Here is a 21001-nt window from a genome sequence, read left to right as displayed (position 1 = left end):
CACCTCCTAGATTAAAAGCGAATAAATTCGATTTTTTAAAATAATATATTTAAATTTAGGTGTACTAATACACTACTATACCTATTTTACACTTTTCTATAATTATTTTAAATACAAAATTAAAACAAACTTGCAAATGATAACTTCTAATTTGCTAGCAAAAGTCTTATTTTTATGCTAATTTAAATTAAGTATTTATAACTAAGGAAGTAAAATTATGGCTGAAAAAATTACTGGCTTAAGTCAAGCCGAAGCAGATAAACTAGTGCAGGAAAATGGATTAAACGAGGTTCCTGAACCTCAATTCAACTTTTTTAAAGAATTTTTATCCAAGTTATGGAATTTATCAGCATGGATTCTCGAAGCTGCCCTACTTTTAGAGTGTGTGTTAGGAAAATGGATACAATCATTATTTGTGTTATTGATGCTACTTTTTGCTGCATGGAATGGAGCTTCTAAGAAAAAGCAATCAAGGCGAGTTCTGAATAATATTTCACATAAATTAACTCCTACTATTTCTGTTCAAAGAGATGGGGAGTGGCAGAATATTGACTCAAAATACTTAGTCCCTGGTGACTTAATCAGTATGCAAGCTGGTGATGTTTTGGCTGCCGATGTGAAGCTGATTGAGGGACAAATTTCTACTGATGAGAGTTCAATTACAGGCGAAGCAAGAACAGTGCGGAAAAATCCACAAGATACAGCCTTTGCCGGTACTACTGTAACAGAAGGCAATGGCTTAGCAGTCGTCACTGCTACCGGTGCTGATTCTCGTTCCGGTAAGACAATTAACTTAATTAATAATTCTGCAGCTCCTGGTCACCTGCAACAACTGCTAACTAAAATTATTTACTATTTGTGCATTCTTGATGGAATTCTGACCTTAGTAATTGTCATTGCTTCTTTCTTTAAGGGTGGTGACCTAAATAATCTGATTAACATGCTGCCATTTTTAGCAATGATGTTTATTGCTTCAATACCAGTTGCTATGCCTTCCACATTTGCTCTTTCTAACTCGTTTGAAGCAACCCGTTTAAGCAAAGAAGGAGTATTAACTTCTGATTTGACTGGTATTCAAGATGCAGCAAACCTTAATTTGATTTTGCTCGATAAAACAGGAACAATCACGGAAAATAAAACGGCAGTTGGTCAGTGGACCAATTTTAGTTCAATGAATAATAATGATGTTTTAAAACTAGCATCAGCTGCTACAGATCAAAGAAACAAAAAACTCATTGATACTGCAATTGATGAATATGTTAAACAACAAGGATTAAGTATTAAATCAGCTTCAGATTTCACGCCTTTCACTTCAAGCACTGGTTATTCAATGGCAAACTGTGATGGTCATAATATTAAACTTGGTTCTTTTAAACAACTTTCGCTAATTGACAAAAATGCTAACGAAAAGGCAAAAGAAATAGATTTTGGTGCAGGACGCTCAGTAGCCTTATTAATTGACGACAAGTTGGCCGGTGTTTTCATTTTGCAAGATGTGGTAAGATCTGACTCTAAAGCGGCTCTCGGAGAACTCAGAAAACGGGGAGTTAAGCCGATTATGCTGACTGGTGATAACCAGAAAACTGCTGTTGCAGTCGCTAAGCAGGTTGACTTGCAAGGTGAGGTAATTTCTATTCGTGATTTTACTGACCAGACAGATACCAGCAAATTGGCTGGTATTGCGGACGTTTTACCAGAAGATAAATTGCGCATGGTTAAATTCTTCCAGAAAAAAGGTTATATAGTAGGTATGACAGGTGATGGCGTGAATGATTCTCCTGCTCTAAAGCAAGCTGAAGTTGGTATAGCAGTGTCTAACGCTGCCGACGTGGCCAAACGATCTGGTAAAATGGTACTTTTAAATGACGGTTTGTCTTCAATAGTAAAAATACTTGATGCTGGACACAGAGTATACCAAAGAATGACTACCTGGTCCTTAACAAAGTTAGCCAGAACTGCACAATTAACGATGCTTTTGACTTTTGGCTACCTTTTCTTTAACTATATTCCAATGGCGCTAAACGCTATGGTTATTTACACAATTATGAATAATATGGTGACAATGATGATTGGTACTGATAGAACTCACATCACTTATAAACCAGAAAACTGGAATATGGCTAAATTAGCTAAAATTGCTTTTTCACTAGCTTTCGGCTGGACAGCTATTGGTATTGCTGGTATTGCCTATCTTAACACGCACGGCTGGGGGCATGGCACTATTTCAACGATGGTTTATGTTTACCTCGTTTTGAGTGCTATGTTCATAGTTTTAATTACCAGAACAAAGAAATACTTTTGGCAGGATTACCCATCTAAAGCAGTTGGTTTGACACAACTAGGCGATGTCATTCTGACCGTGATCCTGGCATTATTTGGTATCGCAATGACAAAAATAAACTGGACGAACCTATTACTTACTTTTGCCATTGCCTTGATAGCCGCAATTGTTATTGATTTATTCTATCAACCAATAATGAAACATCGCTAATTTAAATTTAAATAAAGAAAAACCTGATTGCGGAAATTTTCCGTAATCAGGTTTTTTAAGGTTTACCGATGAGTTCCTGACTTTTCCATCACATCGGTAAAAAGGTTTTGTATATGCTATTTGGTATAATGATTTAGAATAGGAAAAAATAGTTAAATTAATCAGGAAAGTTAATTATTTAATAAGAGGCGAGTCAACAGCAAAGATAGATAACCATTTCACTAATTGACCCTTGAATCCCCCCTTTCACTGGTTGTACGTTTATAACAAATGCTTTAAATTACATTCGTTATGTTTATATTAATACATAAAATAACTAAAGTAAACAATTTAGTGTTTTTTTTTTACTTTTAAATCAATTTTTTTATTACTTTAAATAACATTTAATAATTCCTTTTTACTTTTTTAATTCATACACATACGAAATTTCATTAGCACGATAAACGCCATGTAAAAGACCAACTTTTGTGAAACCCATTTTTGCAATTAAGTGTTGCATTGCTTTATTATCTTCGTGAGTATCGATTCTGATTGAATCAACTTCGTCACGGTTAGTTTTTATATCATTAATTACAGCCTGTAAAAGTTTAGTAGCATAACCCTTACCAGAATGTTGAGAGTGAATTGCTACACGATGAATAACAACATATCGATCTGTATTGCTCAGCCATTTACCGTCCAAGTGATCGTAAACATGGTCAGGTCCATCTACTATAGCAATTGCACCAACAGTTTCTTTATCCTCAGAAACTGCTAAAAAGGCCCAACCATTTTCAATGTCTTCCTTAATTTGACCTTTTGAGGGATAATCTCCTTGCCATTGATTGACTCCATGTTCAGCTAATTGATTAGCTCCATCTTTTAAAATAGTGATAATTTGGTCAAAATCGGTCATTGTTGCTTTTCTTAATTGCAAATTACTCTATTCTCCTTTTTTTGAAATACCGTACTATTATATATATCTGACCTGATCTTGTAAAAAATTTCAACTCAAAATTCAAAGTTTTTTTCATATTTCAGAAAGCGCTTTATATTATTAAAATAATCTGCATCATTTGCTATTTTTATAATTTGAAGTAATATTTAATCATGAAAAAATGCTCTTAGCAGAAGATTACAAAAATCTAACTATTAAAGAGCATTTCATGCACATTTATTATTTTTTTAAAATTTCATGCTTAAAAAAACAAGATTAATAAATATTAAGCACCATGGTATTTAACTAAAGAAAATACGTCAAGTCCTGGTAATTTCTCTTTTCCTTTTAAATCAGGTAGTTCAATATAAAAACAAGAACCAACCAACTCTCCACCAAGGTTTTCAATTAATTGTTTACACGCTCTTAAAGTTCCAGCTGTAGCAAGTAAATCATCACACACTACAACACGCTGACCAAGTTTAATAGCATCTTTATGAATTTCCAAACTATTTGAACCATATTCCAGGTCATAAGAAGCACGTTCGACCTCCCTTGGCAATTTATGTGGCTTTCTAGCTGGCACAAAACCAATACCTAATTCTGTTGCCACAGGACAACCAACAATAAAACCACGCGCTTCGGGACCAACAATTATATCGGCATTTTTACTTTTAACGTATTCAGCTAACTTGTGTGTAGCTGCCTGAAACAATTTGCCATCTTGTAGGACAGGAGTGATATCCCGAAAGATTATTCCTTTGTTCGGAAAATCCTTTACACTTGCAATATGTTTCTCAAAATCGTTTGCCATAAGAAGAAAAACCTCCAAAAACTTAACTTTTTTTCTAAAGCTTATTTAACCTTTATATTCTAACAAATTTTGTGCTTAAAAGCATTAAAAGCGAGAAAAATTAATGTTGCTTTAATTGCTCATTCACGTACATTAGTAATTTTTGACTAGGCATTTGTCGCAATTCATTTATAAAAGCAATTTGTGACTTTGTAGCCTGATAATATTTCGAATTTGTCAGTTTATTTTTAACAGGATTATTGACACCAAATATTTTATTATCTTCTAATTGAATAAAATTCAATTCAAAGAATACACGTAAAATAAAGAGAACATTGTCGTAATTTAATTTTATAAATTTACCGACCTTTCGGTAATCTTGCAGTGTTAGACCAGGGTGAGAATATACATATTTCAACAAGATTTCAAAATCAGATTTTAACGGTAAATGTTGTACGGGTAATTGATCCATAAGAAAGTGTAAGTATAGCTGCTCATAATTATTGTTCAACGCAAAATCTAGCTCTTTTTGATTGCAAGGAACATCAAGAAAGACGGCCACTTCACCTTCACTATCATAATCATTTACCAATGTAATTTTTGCAGGGTCGATATCAAACAGACTGGAAGCAGCATTTTTATTTCTTTTATCAAATAATAAATATCTGTCAGCAAAACCCATCACATACTTTTCATTGCGCAAATCAACAACTGGTTCTGGAACTGCTAATTTTGGTGCTGCAAAAATGATTCCCTTTATAATGCCTTGTAATTTTATCTGATTACGAAAGCAATTTTCTTGTAGCTCTATGAATAACTGATCTATATATGGTAAAAGAATTTTTGTAAGGAATTTCTTGTTAAATCCTATAACATCAACTTTATTATTGTCTTTACTAATGCTTAATTTGATATGACTTTTATCTTTACCCATGTAAAAACAGCTGTTAATTTTCGGATGAGTAATTCTAAAAAGGGGTTTGACATTATCTGTTCCGAAAGGACCCACCTTTTTGATTTCAGTCATAATTTTCAAATCCAGATGAGAAAAAGGTAGTTCACAATCATAATATCGTATATTTTGATTAAAAACACCAGTAAAACTATCCTCAAATGATTTGCGTAACGAGGAAATTTTGCTTTCAGTCATAGACAAGCCACACGCAAAATCGTGCCCACCGAATTTAAGAAAAAGTTTATCCTTCAAAGGCTCTAAGGCATTAAAAAGATTAAAACCATCTACAGATCTTCCCGAACCTTTGATAATTCCCTCTTCATTCTTTGTCAGCACTATAGTTGGTTTATGAGTTTTTTCAACCAGTTTATTTGCAACTAATCCCAAAACCCCTTCATTGAACTTGGGATTATATAAAACTAAGGTTTTATCTCTTTGCCAACCATTATTTTTAATCTGATTAACACAAGATTGATAAACTTCAGCTGTTAAATTTTTACGTTTATCGTTTAGACCTTCAATCTTATCTGCTATTTTTTTAGCTTCTTCGTCATTTTCACATAATAGTAAGTCAACGGCTAAACTAGCATTATCAAGTCTGCCAACAGCATTCAATCTTGGTGCAATATTAAAGCCAACATCTGTTTCATCAATATGCCCCATTTGTAACCCAGCATTTTTTATAAGAGCCCTTAAGCCTGGTCGTTGAGTTTCGTTAAGCATTTTTAAACCGCGTTTAATGATAATATGACCTTCTCCGGAAACTTTGACCATATCTCCAATTGTTCCAATCATTGCCAGTTCCAATAATTCTGGCATTGAATCCTGCATTAAAGCTCGGCAAATAGTATAGGCTACTCCAGCACCACAATAATCATCAAAAGGATATTCTTGGCCAGGGTAGTTACAATGAACCAAAGCATAGCTTTCAGGAATTTTATCTTGAAATTTATGATGATCGGTAATTATTGTATCTACACCCTTGCTCTTGGCGTAGGCTACTTCTTTAACCCCTGTAATGCCATTATCAACAGTTATAATTAAATTAGTACCTTCTACTACTATTCGCTTATACTCTTCTAGATTTGGACCATAACCATCACGAAAACGATCAGGTATGAAAAAATTAACGTCTGCGCCCAATATGCCAAGTGTTTCCATCATGATACTTGTAGCAGTTATGCCATCTGCATCATAGTCACCATAAATAGTTATTTTTTCTCCTGCATCAATTGCCCGGTTTATCCTGTCAACAGCTTTTTTCATATCGTGCATTAAGTAAGGATCTGCCAAGTCATCTTCAGTTGCATTAAACCAAAAGTTAATTTTCTCTGCAGTATTTATTCCACGCAAAGAAAGCAGCTTAGCCGTAATCGGACTAAGCTGATATTCCTCAATTAATTCAGGGGCTAGTTCTTCATTTTTGCGCTCATGCCATTCAATCATTAATAAATTTTGCCTTTTTGTAATTCTTTCTTATTTCGAGTTTAAGTCATCATCATTCATTTTTAAAACAGCCATAAAAGCGTCTTGAGGAATTTCAACATGACCTACCGCTTTCATTCGCTTTTTACCTCTCTTTTGCTTTTCAAGCAATTTAGCCCTTCTATCAGGATCACCTGTATGAATTTTCCAAGTAACATCTTTGCGGTAGGGCTTTACTGTTGCACGAGAGATGATTTTGGCCCCAATAGCGCCTTGAATATCAACTTCGAAGTTCTGCCGGGGAATAAGTTTCTTGAGCATTGATGTCATTTGCCTTGCTCTGTTCTGAGCTTCATCCCGATGAGCAATAAAGCTCAAAGCATCTACAACTTGCTTATTTAAAAGAATATCAATTTTAACTAAATCAGTTGCCCGATAACCCGTAATTTCATAATCAAGTGAGGCATAACCTTTAGTGGAAGATTTTAAATCATCAAAAAAGTCATAAATGATTTCCGCTAATGGCATGTTATAAATTACGTTAACTCGATATTTATCCAAATAATCCATAGTTACAAACTCACCACGTTTACGCTGGCAAAGTTCCATCACTGGACCAACAAAATCATTTGGAACCATAACTTCCGCTTTAACAAAAGGTTCCTGTAGCTCCTTATATTCACCAGCTGAGGGCAAATCAGAAGGATTATCAATTACCTTTGTTGTACCATCATTCATAATGGCATGATAATCAACAGAAGGAGCGGTCATAATTAAGTCTAAATCAAATTCCTGCTCCAGTCTTTCTTGTACTACATCCATATGAAGCAAGCCTAAAAACCCGCAACGAAATCCAAATCCAAGAGCGGTCGAAGTTTCAGGTTCAAATTCCAGAGCAGCATCATTTAGCTGAAGCTTTTGCAAAGCTTCCTTAAGATCGTCATATTTGGAATTATCAACAGGATACATACCAGAATATACCATTGGTGTTATTTGGCGATAACCAGGAAGTGGTTCAGCTGTCGGATTTTCAGCAGAAGTAATGGTATCACCAACACGAGTTTCACGAACAGACTTGATATTTGCTGTCAGATAACCAACATCACCAGCAATTAAAATTTCTTTCTTTACTGGGTGTGGACTTGATACCCCAACTTCAGTAACCTCGTACTCTTTACCGGTATTCATAATTTTGATTCTGTCGCCAGGTGCAACAGTACCATCCTCAATTCTGACGGACAAAACTACCCCGCGATAATCATCATATTTAGAATCAAAAATCAATGCTTTAAGTGGATCTTGCAAATTTCCCTGTGGTGCAGGAATATCTCTTACTATTCGCTCAAGCAATTCTTTAATTCCTTGACCTGTTTTTCCCGAAACTTCAACTGCCTCTGAAGCATCTAAACCCAGCATTTCAGTTATTTCTTCCTTTGCTTGCTCAGGATTAGCGGATGGCAAATCAATCTTGTTAATTACAGGCATTATTTCCAGATCATCATCAATCGCTAAATAAGTATTAGCTAAAGTTTGCGCTTGTACACCTTGTGAAGCATCGACTACTAAAAGTGCACCTTCACAAGCTGCCAAAGAACGAGAAACTTCATAAGAAAAATCTACGTGTCCAGGAGTGTCAATCAAATGAAAAATATAGTCCTCTCCATCTTGGGCATGATATTTAATTTCAACTGAGTTCATTTTAATCGTGATGCCCCGCTGACGTTCAAGTGGCATATCATCTAACATTTGGTTTTTTAGTTGTCGTTCAGATACAGTATCAGTCAGTTCTAAAATACGATCCGCAATTGTAGATTTCCCATGATCAATATGAGCAACAATGGAAAAGTTGCGAATATGTTTTTGGTAATCTTGTAATTTTTTAATATCCATAAATAATTTGCACCCTTTACTCTATCTTTATTATTATAACAAATTCCCAAACACCTATAAAATTAATTAAGATAAAGAAATTTTTTATCAAAATTAAAGGACTAATCCCATCAAGTTTGAAGAATTAGTCCTTTAGTTCAATTTGCAAATAATACTACTAATATCTTATAATGCCATTTTTATCTGACATTCCATTTTCATTGAAAAATCTCAAATAATTTTTGATTCCTTTTTTACACAGCAGGGATCATCGGATTTAATTATTAAGTCAGTTTCAATCTTTCACCAGTATTTATAGCCCTTTGAGCATAATTTTATAGCATTAAATTTTACTGCAACTTTTCTTTTAATCTTTCAAAGAATCCTTTTTCTTGTGGCGTTATTGATCCACCACCGGCTTTGACAAAATCAACCAAAGCCTGTTTCTGCTTTTCATTAATCGATTTCGGAATCTGTACTTGAACAGTAGTTATTTGATCACCATTACCATTTCCACGCAAATATGGAACACCTTCACCATGTAAAGTAAATTCTTTATTAGGTTGTGTACCAGCAGGAATTTTCAACTTCTTTTCTCCATGCACAGTTTTAACATTAATTTCATCACCTAATGTTGCCTGCGCAAATGAGATCGGAACAGTAGTATAAATAGTAGTTCCTTTACGTTCGAAATCTCTTGATGGTTTGATGCGATAACTGATATAAAGATCTCCATAAGGGCCACCATTTTTACCTGCTTCACCCTGACCTTCATAACGTAATTGCTGTCCATTATCAATTCCGGCTGGAATATTAACTTCAATAGTGTTTTTGCCATCAATTACACCTTTGCCATGACAAGTTTGGCAAGGATGCTCGATAATTACGCCTTTGCCATGACATTTATCACAAACTGTCTGACGACGAATAACTCCCAACATAGATTTTTGAGTTATTGTCATGTAGCCAGTACCATTACATTTATCACAGGTTATCGGATGCGTTCCTTTTTCAGCACCATTACCTTTACATGTAGGACATGTTTCACTCCGAGTGTATGAAACCTGAGTCTTCTTGCCCGTGATTGCATCCATAAAATCAATTGACAAAGTATAGTCTAGATCTTCACCACGAGTTGGTGCTGTTGGGTTGGCGCGACGCTGATTTGCTCCTGTTGCACCACCGAAGAAATCATTAAAAATATCACCAAAATCACCAAAGCCGCCAAAATCACTATATCCTTGACCTGCACCGCCAAAGCCTCCCTGACCATTGACTCCGGCCGAACCAAATTGGTCATATTGTGCTCGTTTTTGCTGGTCATGTAAAACTTCATAGGCTTCATTAACCTTCTTATACTTTTCTTCAGCACCCGGTTCATGGTTTAAATCAGGGTGGTATTTTTTGGCAAGTTTACGATAAGCAGAGGTAATTTCCTTATCACTGGCATTGCGATCAACACCCAGAACGCTATAGTAATCTTCTTGTGCCATCTATAAGCTCCTTAACTTTACAAAAGAAAAGAACTACTTTTTGGCAGTTCTTTTCTAATTTATTCAATTATAAACCCTTTACTTATCTGGGTCTACCTTATGAAACTCGCCTTCACCTGCGGAACCACTACCTGAATTGCCATCTTGGGAACCAGGATTTTGTGGTCCTGCTTGAGGTCCAGCCTGTCCTTGTGCACCTTGAGCCCCACCATTAGCTTGGTACAATTTGACTGCTAAGTCTTGGGCAACTTTAGACAATTCATCCTTCTTGGACTTCATCTCATCCAAGTTGTTGTCCTTTTGAGCCTTCTTCAAAGCATCAAGTGCATCTTGAACTTTCTTAGTATCATCATCTGATACCTTGCCTTTGACATCCTTCAAAGTCTTTTCAGTTGAGAAGATTAATTGATCGACTTCATTACGAAGATCAACTTCTTCTTTCTTCTTCTTATCCTCTTCAGCATGTTCTTCAGCTTCTTTTTGCATCTTCTTGATTTCTTCGTCAGATAAACCGGATGAACTCTTGATGGTAATCTTTTGTTCTTTACCGGTTCCCATATCTTTAGCAGAAACATTAACAATGCCGTTTTTGTCAATATCGAATGTAACTTGAATTTGAGGAACACCACGTGGAGCGGCAGGAATGTCTGTTAGTTCAAAACGACCTAATGTTTTATCGTCAGCAGCCATTGGTCGCTCACCTTGCAAAACGTGAACATCAACAGCCGGTTGATTGTCTGCAGCAGTAGAGAAAATTTGACTCTTTGAAGTTGGAATTGTCGTATTCTTTTCAATTAACTTAGTAAATACGCCACCCATGGTCTCAATACCTAAAGAAAGAGGAGTGACATCAAGTAAAACTACGTCCTTAACATCACCAGAAATAACTCCACCTTGAATTGCTGCACCTAAAGCAACAGCTTCATCCGGGTTAATTGAGTGATCAGGCTCTTTACCAGCCCACTTCTTAACTGCTTCCTGAACAGCAGGAATACGGGTTGAACCACCATTCAAAATAACTTTATCAATGTCATTAACTGTTAATTCAGCATCTTTCAATGCATTGTCAAATGGAATCTTTGTTTTATCAACTAAATCAGCAGTTAATTCGTCAAATTTCGCTCTAGTTAAATCAGCTTCCAAATGTAATGGCCCAGATTCACCAGCAGAAATAAATGGTAATGAAATATGAGTTGAAGACACGCCAGACAAATCTTTCTTAGCTTTTTCAGCGGCATCCTTTAACCTTTGTAAAGCCATTTTATCTTTAGAAAGGTCAACACCATTTTCATCTTTAAAGTTCTTGATCAGCCAATCAATAATTTTATTATCGAAGTCATCGCCACCAAGGTGAGTATCACCGTTAGTTGAAAGTACTTGGAAGACTCCGTCACCTAATTGCAAAACAGAAACATCAAAGGTACCACCACCAAGGTCATAAACCAGAACTTTTTCGTCTTCAGCATCTTTATCAAGGCCATAGGCAAGTGAAGATGCAGTTGGCTCGTTAATTATTCTCTTAACGTCTAAGCCTGCAATTTTACCGGCATCCTTAGTAGCTTGACGCTGAGCATCATTAAAGTATGCAGGAACTGTAATGACTGCTTCGGTAACCTTTTCACCAAGATAATCTTCAGAGAATTTCTTGATATATTGTAAAATCATAGCAGAAATTTCTTGAGGAGTGTATGCTTTATCACCAATTTTAACTTTATAATCTGCTTCACCCATGTGACGCTTAATAGAAGAAATAGTATTTGGGTTAGTAATAGCCTGTCTTTTTGCAACTTCACCGACTTGAATTTCTCCATCCTTAAAAGCAACTACTGAAGGTGTAGTACGGTTTCCTTCTGGATTGGTAATAATTTTTGGCTCTTTTCCTTCAAGAACAGCAACTGCTGAGTTGGTAGTTCCGAGGTCAATTCCGATAACTTTTGACATTGATATGCTTCCTTTCAATTATTGTGCTACAACAACCATCGCTGGTCTTAAAGTACGATCTTTGTACAAGTATCCTTTTTGCAAAACCCGCACAACATGATCTTTTTGATCTTCATTTTCAGCTTCAACTGTTTGGACAGCTTGGTGTAAATTAGGATCAAACTTTACACCTTCAGCAGTGATTTCACTGATTCCATGATCTTTCATGGCTTTAACCAAAGAATCAAGTGTCATTTGCACTCCCTTTTTAAGCTGCTTTGATGCTTCATCATCAACCTTTGTTGCTAAAGCTCTTTCTAAATTATCCATTGCTGGTAAAACATCCTTAGCTAAAGATTGTGATTCATATTTAATAAGTTGCGCTCTTTCATTATTGTAGCGATTTTGCATATTTTGCATTTCAGCTTGACTGCGCAAATACTTATCTTCTAAATCATCTTTTTCTTTTTGCAACTGGGTCAAATTGTGTTGCATTTTGCTTTCCAAAGATTCGGACTTCTTTTTTTCGTTAGCCTTAGCTTGAGAATGCTTTTTAACTTCTTTTGATTCAGTTGATTCTTTTTGATCTTTTTTTGAATTTTTACTGTTAATTTCTTCTTTACTCACGGCTAACCTCCTTTATTTAAATCTACCATAATAATCAAGCAACTTTTTAGATAGCTCATTTCTGAAATATTCAAGCAATCCTATCACTTGAGAATACGGCATATTATCAGGGCCAAGTAAAGCAATTATGCCCTTTCCGTGAGGACCAACGCTGTACTCTGCCGTAAGCAGACTGTAATCCTTTAACAAATCATTTGATAACTCAGACCCTAGACTTACCCGAACTGGATATCTGTCACTTTTTAAGTTTTTCCTGTTATCCAAAATACTAGAAATTAAGTCATTATGCTCAATCATTTCATATAATGACCGCAAATTAGAAACGTCACTCAAAGAAATGTTATTGAGCAAATTAATCTGACCATCGACATACATTTGCTCGCTGGCAGCATCACTGATCACATCTTCAACTAAATCTATTAATTCAGACACATGAGCAGCTTTAAGCTTTTGTCCTAAAGTCTTCTTAAGAAACTCAGGTGTAACCTGATCTAGCGACTTTCCTACTAATTCATCGTTAATCATACGAACGGCACGTTCAATGTCATCACCATGAATATTGTATGGTAAGTTATAAACCTGGTCATGAACATCACCATCACTGGTACCAAGAATAGCCATAATCTGTCTGCCAAATAAAGGTACTATACGAAATCCGGTAATAGTTAAATCACTATTCTCAGGCCCCTCCGCAAATGCAGTGTAATTTGTTAGGTCAGATAAGATCTTAACAGCTTCCTGTACGATGTCGTTAACTTGATGAAACGGCTGATCAAGCTGATTAATAATTCTTTTATAAACAGAAGATGAAATCTGTAAAGGCTCAACTAAATTGTCAAGATAGTAACGGTAGCCTTCTGTTGAAGGTACTCGACCACTTGACAAATGAGTTTTTTCAATCAAGCCTTTTTCTTCTAAAACCGCCATTTCATTACGAATAGTTGCACTTGAAACTTTAATAGGTAACTGATTCATGACTGTTTTAGACCCAACAGGATCATGTGTCTGCGTAAAATCATTGATAATTGTTTTTAAAATTAATTCTTGACGTTCGGTCAACATAAATATCGCCCTCACTTTTAGCACTCAAACTTATTAGGTGCTAACAATTAATATGATACTAGCTTTTAGCAGAATGTCAAGTTGAGTGCTAACTTTTTTACAAAAAAACGCTTATCCCCTTTAAAATTAAAATTAACCGATACCGGCAAAATAAGCTTTGATTTCTGCCTCATCACCACTCATTTGTTTTTTTAATTCTTTTAAGTTATCAAATTTAATTTCGCCACGAGTATACTTATACCATTTAATTACCATTTCTTCATCATAGGCTTCTTGATTAAATCCAAATAAATTCGATTCAATAAAAAGCTTTTTACCCTCATTAATAGTTACGTTATAACCCACGCTTGTCATTGAGTCATACCACTTGCCTTTAATCTTGGTTTTAGTAGCGTATACTCCAATTTTAGGAACAACCTTGTCCTTGGACCAAACTAGATTTGCTGTAGGAAAGCCAAGCTTATGCCCATTACGTAAGCCATGACCGACATAACCGGACATAATGTACGGAAAACCTAGTAACTTAGCAGCTAATTCCATATTTCCACTTGTGATGGCTTTTTTTATTTCCGTAGAACCAATTTTTTGCCCATCATATGATTGTTTTGGAACATCAACGATAGCAAATCTTCCCTTAGCAAACTTAGGGAAATTTTTCATATTGGCAATCTCTTTGGGACCATAAGTGTAGTCAAAACCAGCTACTACTGTATCAGCATTTAATTTAACAATAATTTTATCTACAAATTCCTGTGCAGTCAGTTTGCTAAATGCCTCATTAAAATGCATCACAAGCAAAAAATCAACTTTTAGTTCCTGCATCTTATAAGCTTTTTCAGACAATGTATCTATATAGCTGACTTCTTTATTTTGATATATTTCTTTAGGATGTCGGTCAAATGTCATCACTACTAATGGTAAATGCTTTTGAACTGCCTTTTCTTTTGCAATTTTGATTAATTCCTGATGACCACGATGTACACCGTCAAAGAATCCTAAAGCAAGGATTATTCTTTGAGGAATAATATTTTCCTTAAACGGGTATGTTAAATGGATAATTTCCATAATAAAACCTTCATTCACTCATTCATTTTGTAAAAGCATTAAATAAGGGCGATACATGGTATCATCTTTTTGATAAATTGCCTTAACTCTATTATTGTATCGTAATGCCACTTTTTTTGCATTCGTTTTCAGAGAAATCGTTGCTCCATTTATAACTTTGGCCCACAGATCTGTATCAATATCCTCATGAGCATAATTAGTAAAAAAAGAGTCAATTGGTTGAAGCAATTCATTTACCATATCTGGATTTTCTATAATTTCTGCCAATTTAACGGCTTGATTAATATTAAAACCTGAGCTAGAAGTTCTTTGTAAATTTTTCATTACTGCCGGTACCCCAAGTTTTGTTCCCAAATCATTTATTAAAGAACGAACGTAGGTCCCTTTACTACATTCAATTTTAAAATCAAAAGTTTCTTGACAATTTTCTTCATCAAAATTTGGTTCATCAGTAAGATTATAGGAAAAAATTTCAACTTGTCGTTTTGGTCGCTCAACTTTAATACCCTGTCTTGCATATTCATATAAATGCTTGCCATTCACTCTGACGGCAGAATAAATGGGAGGTACTTGCTCTATATTGCCAACAAATTCATGCATAGCTTCTTGAATTTGAGCTCCTTGAATTTCATTAGTAATTTTTTTAAATTCTGTTTTTTTCCCACTGGTATCGTAACTATCAGTAGCAAAACCTAAAATTCCTTGCCCAACATAGCTCTTATTTTCCTTGTGCATCAATTCAATCAACTTTGTGGCCTGCCCAATTGCAATTGGTAGCACTCCTGTAACGTCAGGATCAAGAGTACCTGCATGACCCATTTTTTTAATATGCAGAACTTTACGTAAATGATAGACAACATCGGCACTTGTCATGCCCTTATCCTTATTTATCACTAAAATACCATTTAACATTTTTATTACCTAACCATGAAAAAAGCGCCTCACAGCGCTTTTCTTAATTATTGCGATTTGCATCCTGCTTTTTTACTTCAGCAATTAACTGATCAATTTTACTACCATATTTAACTGAATTATCTCGTTTAAAAATTAACTCAGGAACTTTATAGACAGTTAGAACCTGTCCTAACAAATGTCTCATCATTCCCTTAGCTTTATTTAAACCAGCAGCAGCTTCTTCTTCTTTTTTAGAGTCCTCAGAAAGAATACTGTAATATACAGTAGCATATGATAAGTCATTTGTACATTCAACCGCCGTAATTGTAACATCATTAACTCGTGGATCACGAATATTTTTCCGTAAAATTTTCGTTAATTCACGGAGGATTTCTCCTTCAACACGACCTATTCTGTGTTTCATGCTTTCCTCCCAGTTAATTTATTCAGGTTTAACTTCCTGCTTTTCAACTGCTTCCATCTCATCACCAATCTTGATGTCATTATAACCCTCAATTGTTAAACCACAGTCAAATCCTTGCTTAACAATCTTGGCATCATCTTTAAATCGTTTGAGTGATGCGACTTTTCCGGTGTAGATCACAACTCCATCACGTATCAAATTAATTTCAGAATCTTTTGAAACATATCCAGAATCAACAAATGCACCAGCAATCGTCCCAACTTTAGAAACTTTCCAAGTTTCACGTACAGTCAGATTACCAACAACTTTATCTTCATAAGTTGGTTCAAGCATACCCTTCATAGCAGCTTTAACATCATCAATTGCCTTGTAAATAATGCTATATAGTCGAATATCTACTCCATCTGCTTCAGCTTGAGATTTAGCAGTAGCGGTTGGACGGACATTAAAGCCAATAATAAAGGCATTCGAAGCTCCGGCTAGTGTAACATCCGATTCATTTACTGCTCCTACACCCGCATGAATGATATTAACACGAACGCCCTCGACTTCTATCTTTTCAAGCGATTGTTGTAAAGCTTCTACTGAACCTTGTACATCTGCTTTTAAGACAACGTCTACTTCTTTCATGTTTTCTTTTTTCATCGTGTCAAACAAGTTATCAAGAGTAACATGTTGGACATTTTCACGAGATTGTTGTAAAGCCTGTTGTGCTCTTTGTTCACCAACGCTTCTTGCAGTCTTTTCATCATCAAAGACAACTATCTTATCAGCTGACTCGGGCACATCATTCAATCCAGTAATTTCAACTGGCATTGATGGTGTAGCTTTTTCTACCTGGCGTCCACGATCATTAGTCATCACTCTGACACGACCAAAGCGATTACCGACAACAATAGGATCACCTACTTTTAGGGTTCCTTGTTGAACCAAAAGGTCAGCAACTGGGCCACGGCCACGGGAAAGGCGAGCTTCAATAACAGTCCCAATTGCCTTTTGCGTAGGATCCGCCTGTAGTTCCATGACATCTGCTTGTAAGAGAATCATTTGTAAAAGTTCATCAACATTTTCACCAGTTTTGGCAGAAATGTTTACAAAAATAGTGTCACCACCATAATTTTCCGGAATCAAGTTGTATTTCATTAACTGTTCAGTAACATGCTCAGGGTTTGCACCAGGAACATCCATTTTGTTAATTGCGACAATGATTGGTACCTTAGCACTTTTAGCATGGTCAATGGCTTCAACAGTTTGTGGCATAACTCCATCGTCTGCAGCTACAACCAGTACAACAATATCGGTGATTTCAGCACCACGTTCACGCATGTTAGAAAATGCTGCATGTCCAGGCGTATCTAAAAATGTGATTGGCTTATTATCTACTCTTACCTGATAGGCACCAATTTTCTGTGTAATACCACCAGCTTCATGAGCAGAAACATGAGTATGACGCAATCGGTCAAGCAAAGTTGTTTTACCATGGTCAACGTGACCCATGATTGTAACAACTGGTGGTCGTTTAATTTGATGCTTAGATTTCATAGAAGCTGCCATTCTCTTGTCGTAAAGAGTATCAATGTCAGATATATCTTCATGAACTTTTTCTTTGGCATTGATATTATATTCAGCAGCAACTAATTCTATTGCATCTTTATCAAGTGACTGATTTTGATTAGTCATCACACCTAACATAAATAGTTTCTTAACTATTTCAGCAGGTTCACGGTGCAGCAACTTGCCCAAATCTTGAGCATTCATACCAACTTCGTACACCAGTGTTTCCGGTAACGGACGTTCTTTTCTCTGGGTTGGCTGTTTCTTTGGTACCTGTTCGAACTGCTTTTTCTTATTCTTTCTTTTACGCTTTTCTTGATGCTTTGAGTAATTATTGGTACCAAAAGTTTGATTTTTACCTTTTCTGCCAGGTTTACCAGAATTGCGACCGTGACCATTGCCACGACGTTTTTCTTCTTTTGCAGGTTCAGGTGCAGCATTTGTATCTAAAGCTTTAGGTTTATTAACTGGACTTGCCTTTTGTGTATTCTTCATTCTGGCTGGCGAAGGCTTAATTATTTTTGGTCCAGTTACCTTAGGAGCTGTAGTTTCAACTTTGACAACTTTATTTTCTGATTTTGTGGCTTTTTTGTTATCCTCTCCAGAAGATTTTTTGACAGTCGTTTGATCTTCATTATAAGACTTCTGGACTCTTTCACTTTGACGATCTAATTTCTTTTCATCCACACGTTGTTTTTGCTTTAACTGCTTTAATAAATCTTGTGCTACTGGCTTTGAAGTCTTTTGGCTTGGGTTAGTACGTTGCTTATTGCGATCTTGAGCTTGTCTTGATCTATTGTTAGATCGGTGAAAGTTGTTGCTCCTTTTGGTATTCTTGTTATTATTATTTTCCTCATGCTTTTTTTCATTTTTGCGAATTGAGGTAACGGAAATTTTGATTTTACTGCTCCTTTTTGCGGGTTTCTCTTGCTTTTGCGCGGGAGCGGAGCTACGGAAACTATCTTTTAATTGATTTACTTGTGAATCTTCAAGTGATGACATATGATTTTTAACATCAAGACCCAGGTCCTTCGCCTTATTGACCACAGTTTTATTATCGATGCCTAATTCTTTTGCCAATTCATAAATTCTTGTTTTAGCCATCAAATCACACTCCTTCGTCTATTTTTTGTAACAATGCTTTGCAGAAACCAGTATCAGTAATTCCTAAAACTTTTCGCTTTTTTCCGATCGCTTGGGAAATTTCATTACTAGTAAATTTGTTAATAACAAGTATATTATTTTGTTCCCCAACTTTATAGATCTTTGCAGTAGTATCTGCATGACTATCTTGGGCTAAAATAATTAGTTTTACCTTTTTGGCTTTTGCCCCAATTGAAACAATTTCAGTGCCTGAAACTAATTTTCCGGCCTTTTGACTTAATCCCAACAAATTTAGTGCTTTTTGTCTATTTTGCAAATCTACTTATCACCAAACAATTCTTTTCTTGCCTTTTGATGGTCAACATATGAGTAAAGCTCCTGGTAAAACTCTTTAGGCACTTTAGTTCCTAAACTCCGCTCAATTAAGCTCTTTTCTTGAGCATTTTTGATCTGACTTGGATCAAGCGAAACATATGCTCCCCTACCAGGTTTTTTACCAGTAGGATCAACAGAAATGTTCTTTTCTTTGTCGACTACGATGCGCACCAATTCTTTTTTTGGCTGCATGGTATTAGTCAACAAGTCTTTTCGCATTGGAATCTTTCTTTTTTTCAAAAAGTTTCACCTCTTGCTTTAATTTTCAGTAGAATCTACTGTTTCACCATCAGAAATGTTATCCTGAAGCTCATCTTCTGGTTCAGCCTCTTCAGAAGCTGGATCTTCATCTGATTCTTCGCTCTCAGCAAAATCGCTGTTTTCTTGTAAAGAAGACTTTGAACCATCATCAGCTAAATTATTAGTTTCAGCTTCTTCATTTTCTTTTTCAGCCTGATCACTGCTTTCGTCAACAAATTCTACTTCAGATTCTGGTCTAATATCAATCTTATATCCTGTTAATCTGGCAGCCAAACGTACATTCTGTCCTTTTTTACCAATTGCAAGCGACAACTGGTAATCCGGAACAATTACCAAAGCACTTTTTTCCTCGTCCTCATCTCCAAATTGAACAGCAATCACTTCAGCGGGATTCAAGGCATTAGCAATGTAGTCTGACGGATCTTCCTCGTATTTAACTACATCTATGTTTTCACCGTCAAGTTCATTAACCACATTCTGAACTCTGGCACCTCTTTGACCAACACATGTTCCTACTGGATCAATGTTAGGATCATTGGACTTCACTGCAATCTTGGTTCTGTCCCCTGCTTCACGAGCAATTGAGACCACTTCAACAGTTCCATCATAAATTTCAGGTACTTCCTGTTCAAATAATCTCTTTACCATATCAGGTGCGGTACGTGAAACCGTAATTTGAGCGCCTTTTGAATCTGAACCAACATGAGTAACCAAAACCCGAATCTGATCTTGGGGATTATAGCTTTCACCAGGCATTTGATCATTACGTGGCATTACTGCTTCAACATTACCAATTTTAACATAAACGAAACGATTATCACGTCTTTCAACAGTTCCTGTTATTAATTCATCTTCATACTGAGAGTACTCATCAATAATATGATTTCTCTCTGCCTCACGCAAATGTTGCATAATAACTTGTTTAGCAGTTTGTGCAGCAATACGACCAAAATTTTTAGGTGCGACTTCGAAACGAATTTTGTCACCAAGTTCATAAGCCCGATTAATCGTCAGAGCATCCTTTAAACTGATTTCCAAACGTTCATCATGAACTTCTTCAACGACAGTCTTTTCAGTCATCAGCTTAAAGTCGCCCTTACGTTCATCAAATTCAACTATTACATTCGTTGCCTGATTATAATTTTTCTTATATGCTGCAACCAGCGCTGCTTTTATCGCTTCAACAATTACGTCTTGCTTTATACCCTTTGTTTTCTCGAGTGTAGCGAACGCTTCAAGCATTTCTTTAGACATAAATTTTAATCAACCTTTCTAAAACTCAATTGCGAAACGAATCCCTGCAATTGCTTTACGGGGAAGTGATAAAACCTTCTTTTTAGTTTTTATCTTTATTTCAAGTTCGATTTCGCTATCATTATAAGATTTTAAAGTTCCCTCATATTCTTTTTCACCTTCAACTTTCTGGTATAGTTTTATATGCACATACTCATTTAAAGCTTTTTCCCAATCATCTTTGTTTTTTATTGGTCTTTCAATACCAGGAGAAGAAACTTCCAAAATATAAGGATCAGGAAATGGATCAGGTTGTATTTGATCAAGCTTCTCAGATAATAATTCACTTAACCCTGCAATTTCATCCATATCAATACCATTTTCTCTATCAACGTAAATTCTTAAATAGTTTTGACCCTTTTCTTTAACGTATTCTATATCAATAAACTCATCTTTGCGTTCTGCAATAATTGGTTTAATTTCTTTGAGAACAGAATCTTTAACTTTCGCCAAGTACTTTCCTCCGTAATAAAAAGAGTG

General features: G+C 35.7%; 17 protein-coding genes. 1 reads left to right on the top strand and 16 read right to left on the bottom strand.

Annotated features, from left to right (window positions below):
- Nucleotides 1–217 precede the first annotated feature (217 nt).
- A complete protein-coding gene (locus tag LDM90_RS08755; protein ID WP_198211969.1) occupies nt 218–2491 on the top strand; it encodes an HAD-IC family P-type ATPase in 2274 nt (757 codons plus the stop codon).
- 397 nt (nt 2492–2888) lie between these two features.
- On the opposite strand, the gene LDM90_RS08750 is transcribed toward LDM90_RS08755, so the two are convergent.
- The 16 genes from LDM90_RS08750 to rimP all read right to left on the bottom strand — a co-directional run bounded on the left by LDM90_RS08750 (nt 2889) and on the right by rimP (nt 20974).
- Nucleotides 2889–3407, bottom strand: a complete 519-nt coding sequence (locus LDM90_RS08750; protein WP_223897339.1) for a GNAT family N-acetyltransferase — start codon at nt 3405–3407, stop codon at nt 2889–2891.
- Between the two features lie 286 nt (nt 3408–3693).
- On the bottom strand, nt 3694–4221 hold the full coding sequence (locus LDM90_RS08745) for an adenine phosphoribosyltransferase (protein WP_223897341.1): 528 nt from the start codon (nt 4219–4221) through the stop codon (nt 3694–3696).
- Nucleotides 4222–4321: 100 nt separating this feature from the next.
- Complete coding sequence (gene recJ, locus LDM90_RS08740; protein WP_223897415.1) at nt 4322–6598, bottom strand: single-stranded-DNA-specific exonuclease RecJ; 2277 nt, start codon at nt 6596–6598, stop codon at nt 4322–4324.
- A 33-nt stretch (nt 6599–6631) separates the two neighbouring features.
- A complete protein-coding gene (lepA, locus tag LDM90_RS08735) occupies nt 6632–8470 on the bottom strand; it encodes a translation elongation factor 4 (RefSeq protein WP_223897348.1) in 1839 nt (612 codons plus the stop codon).
- Nucleotides 8471–8799: 329 nt separating this feature from the next.
- Nucleotides 8800–9942: a molecular chaperone DnaJ gene (dnaJ, locus tag LDM90_RS08730; protein WP_223897351.1), complete on the bottom strand. Its 1143-nt coding sequence runs from the start codon at nt 9940–9942 to the stop codon at nt 8800–8802.
- Nucleotides 9943–10020: 78 nt separating this feature from the next.
- Nucleotides 10021–11883: a molecular chaperone DnaK gene (gene dnaK / locus LDM90_RS08725; RefSeq protein WP_223897353.1), complete on the bottom strand. Its 1863-nt coding sequence runs from the start codon at nt 11881–11883 to the stop codon at nt 10021–10023.
- 18 nt (nt 11884–11901) lie between these two features.
- Nucleotides 11902–12489: a nucleotide exchange factor GrpE gene (gene grpE / locus LDM90_RS08720; RefSeq protein ID WP_223897355.1), complete on the bottom strand. Its 588-nt coding sequence runs from the start codon at nt 12487–12489 to the stop codon at nt 11902–11904.
- 12 nt (nt 12490–12501) lie between these two features.
- Nucleotides 12502–13551, bottom strand: a complete 1050-nt coding sequence (hrcA, locus tag LDM90_RS08715) for a heat-inducible transcriptional repressor HrcA (RefSeq protein WP_223897356.1) — start codon at nt 13549–13551, stop codon at nt 12502–12504.
- A gap of 132 nt (nt 13552–13683) precedes the next feature.
- On the bottom strand, nt 13684–14616 hold the full coding sequence (ribF, locus tag LDM90_RS08710; RefSeq protein ID WP_223897358.1) for a riboflavin biosynthesis protein RibF: 933 nt from the start codon (nt 14614–14616) through the stop codon (nt 13684–13686).
- An 18-nt stretch (nt 14617–14634) separates the two neighbouring features.
- Entirely contained in the window at nt 14635–15528 is an 894-nt protein-coding gene (gene truB / locus LDM90_RS08705; RefSeq protein ID WP_223897360.1) for a tRNA pseudouridine(55) synthase TruB, read from the bottom strand.
- A 43-nt stretch (nt 15529–15571) separates the two neighbouring features.
- Nucleotides 15572–15934, bottom strand: coding sequence for a ribosome-binding factor A (locus LDM90_RS08700; protein ID WP_034979538.1), 363 nt, complete (start codon nt 15932–15934; stop codon nt 15572–15574).
- An 18-nt stretch (nt 15935–15952) separates the two neighbouring features.
- The gene (gene infB / locus LDM90_RS08695) at nt 15953–18592 is read right to left on the bottom strand and encodes a translation initiation factor IF-2 (protein ID WP_223897362.1); all 2640 of its coding nucleotides are present in this window, start codon (nt 18590–18592) and stop codon (nt 15953–15955) included.
- Between the two features lie 4 nt (nt 18593–18596).
- The gene (locus tag LDM90_RS08690; RefSeq protein WP_034979533.1) at nt 18597–18908 is read right to left on the bottom strand and encodes a L7Ae/L30e/S12e/Gadd45 family ribosomal protein; all 312 of its coding nucleotides are present in this window, start codon (nt 18906–18908) and stop codon (nt 18597–18599) included.
- Nucleotides 18909–18910: 2 nt separating this feature from the next.
- Nucleotides 18911–19207 (bottom strand): RNase P modulator RnpM, encoded by a 297-nt coding sequence (gene rnpM, locus LDM90_RS08685; RefSeq protein WP_198211987.1) that lies wholly within the window; start codon nt 19205–19207, stop codon nt 18911–18913.
- Nucleotides 19208–19225: 18 nt separating this feature from the next.
- On the bottom strand, nt 19226–20482 hold the full coding sequence (nusA, locus tag LDM90_RS08680) for a transcription termination factor NusA (protein WP_223897364.1): 1257 nt from the start codon (nt 20480–20482) through the stop codon (nt 19226–19228).
- Nucleotides 20483–20500: 18 nt separating this feature from the next.
- Nucleotides 20501–20974, bottom strand: coding sequence for a ribosome maturation factor RimP (gene rimP / locus LDM90_RS08675; RefSeq protein ID WP_034979530.1), 474 nt, complete (start codon nt 20972–20974; stop codon nt 20501–20503).
- Between the last annotated feature and the right edge of the window lie 27 nt (nt 20975–21001).

Source organism: Lactobacillus huangpiensis, assembly GCF_019972815.1.
Classification (GTDB): domain Bacteria; phylum Bacillota; class Bacilli; order Lactobacillales; family Lactobacillaceae; genus Lactobacillus; species Lactobacillus huangpiensis.
Note: the sequence above shows the minus strand (reverse complement) of the source record. Positions and strands in the feature narration are given on the sequence as shown.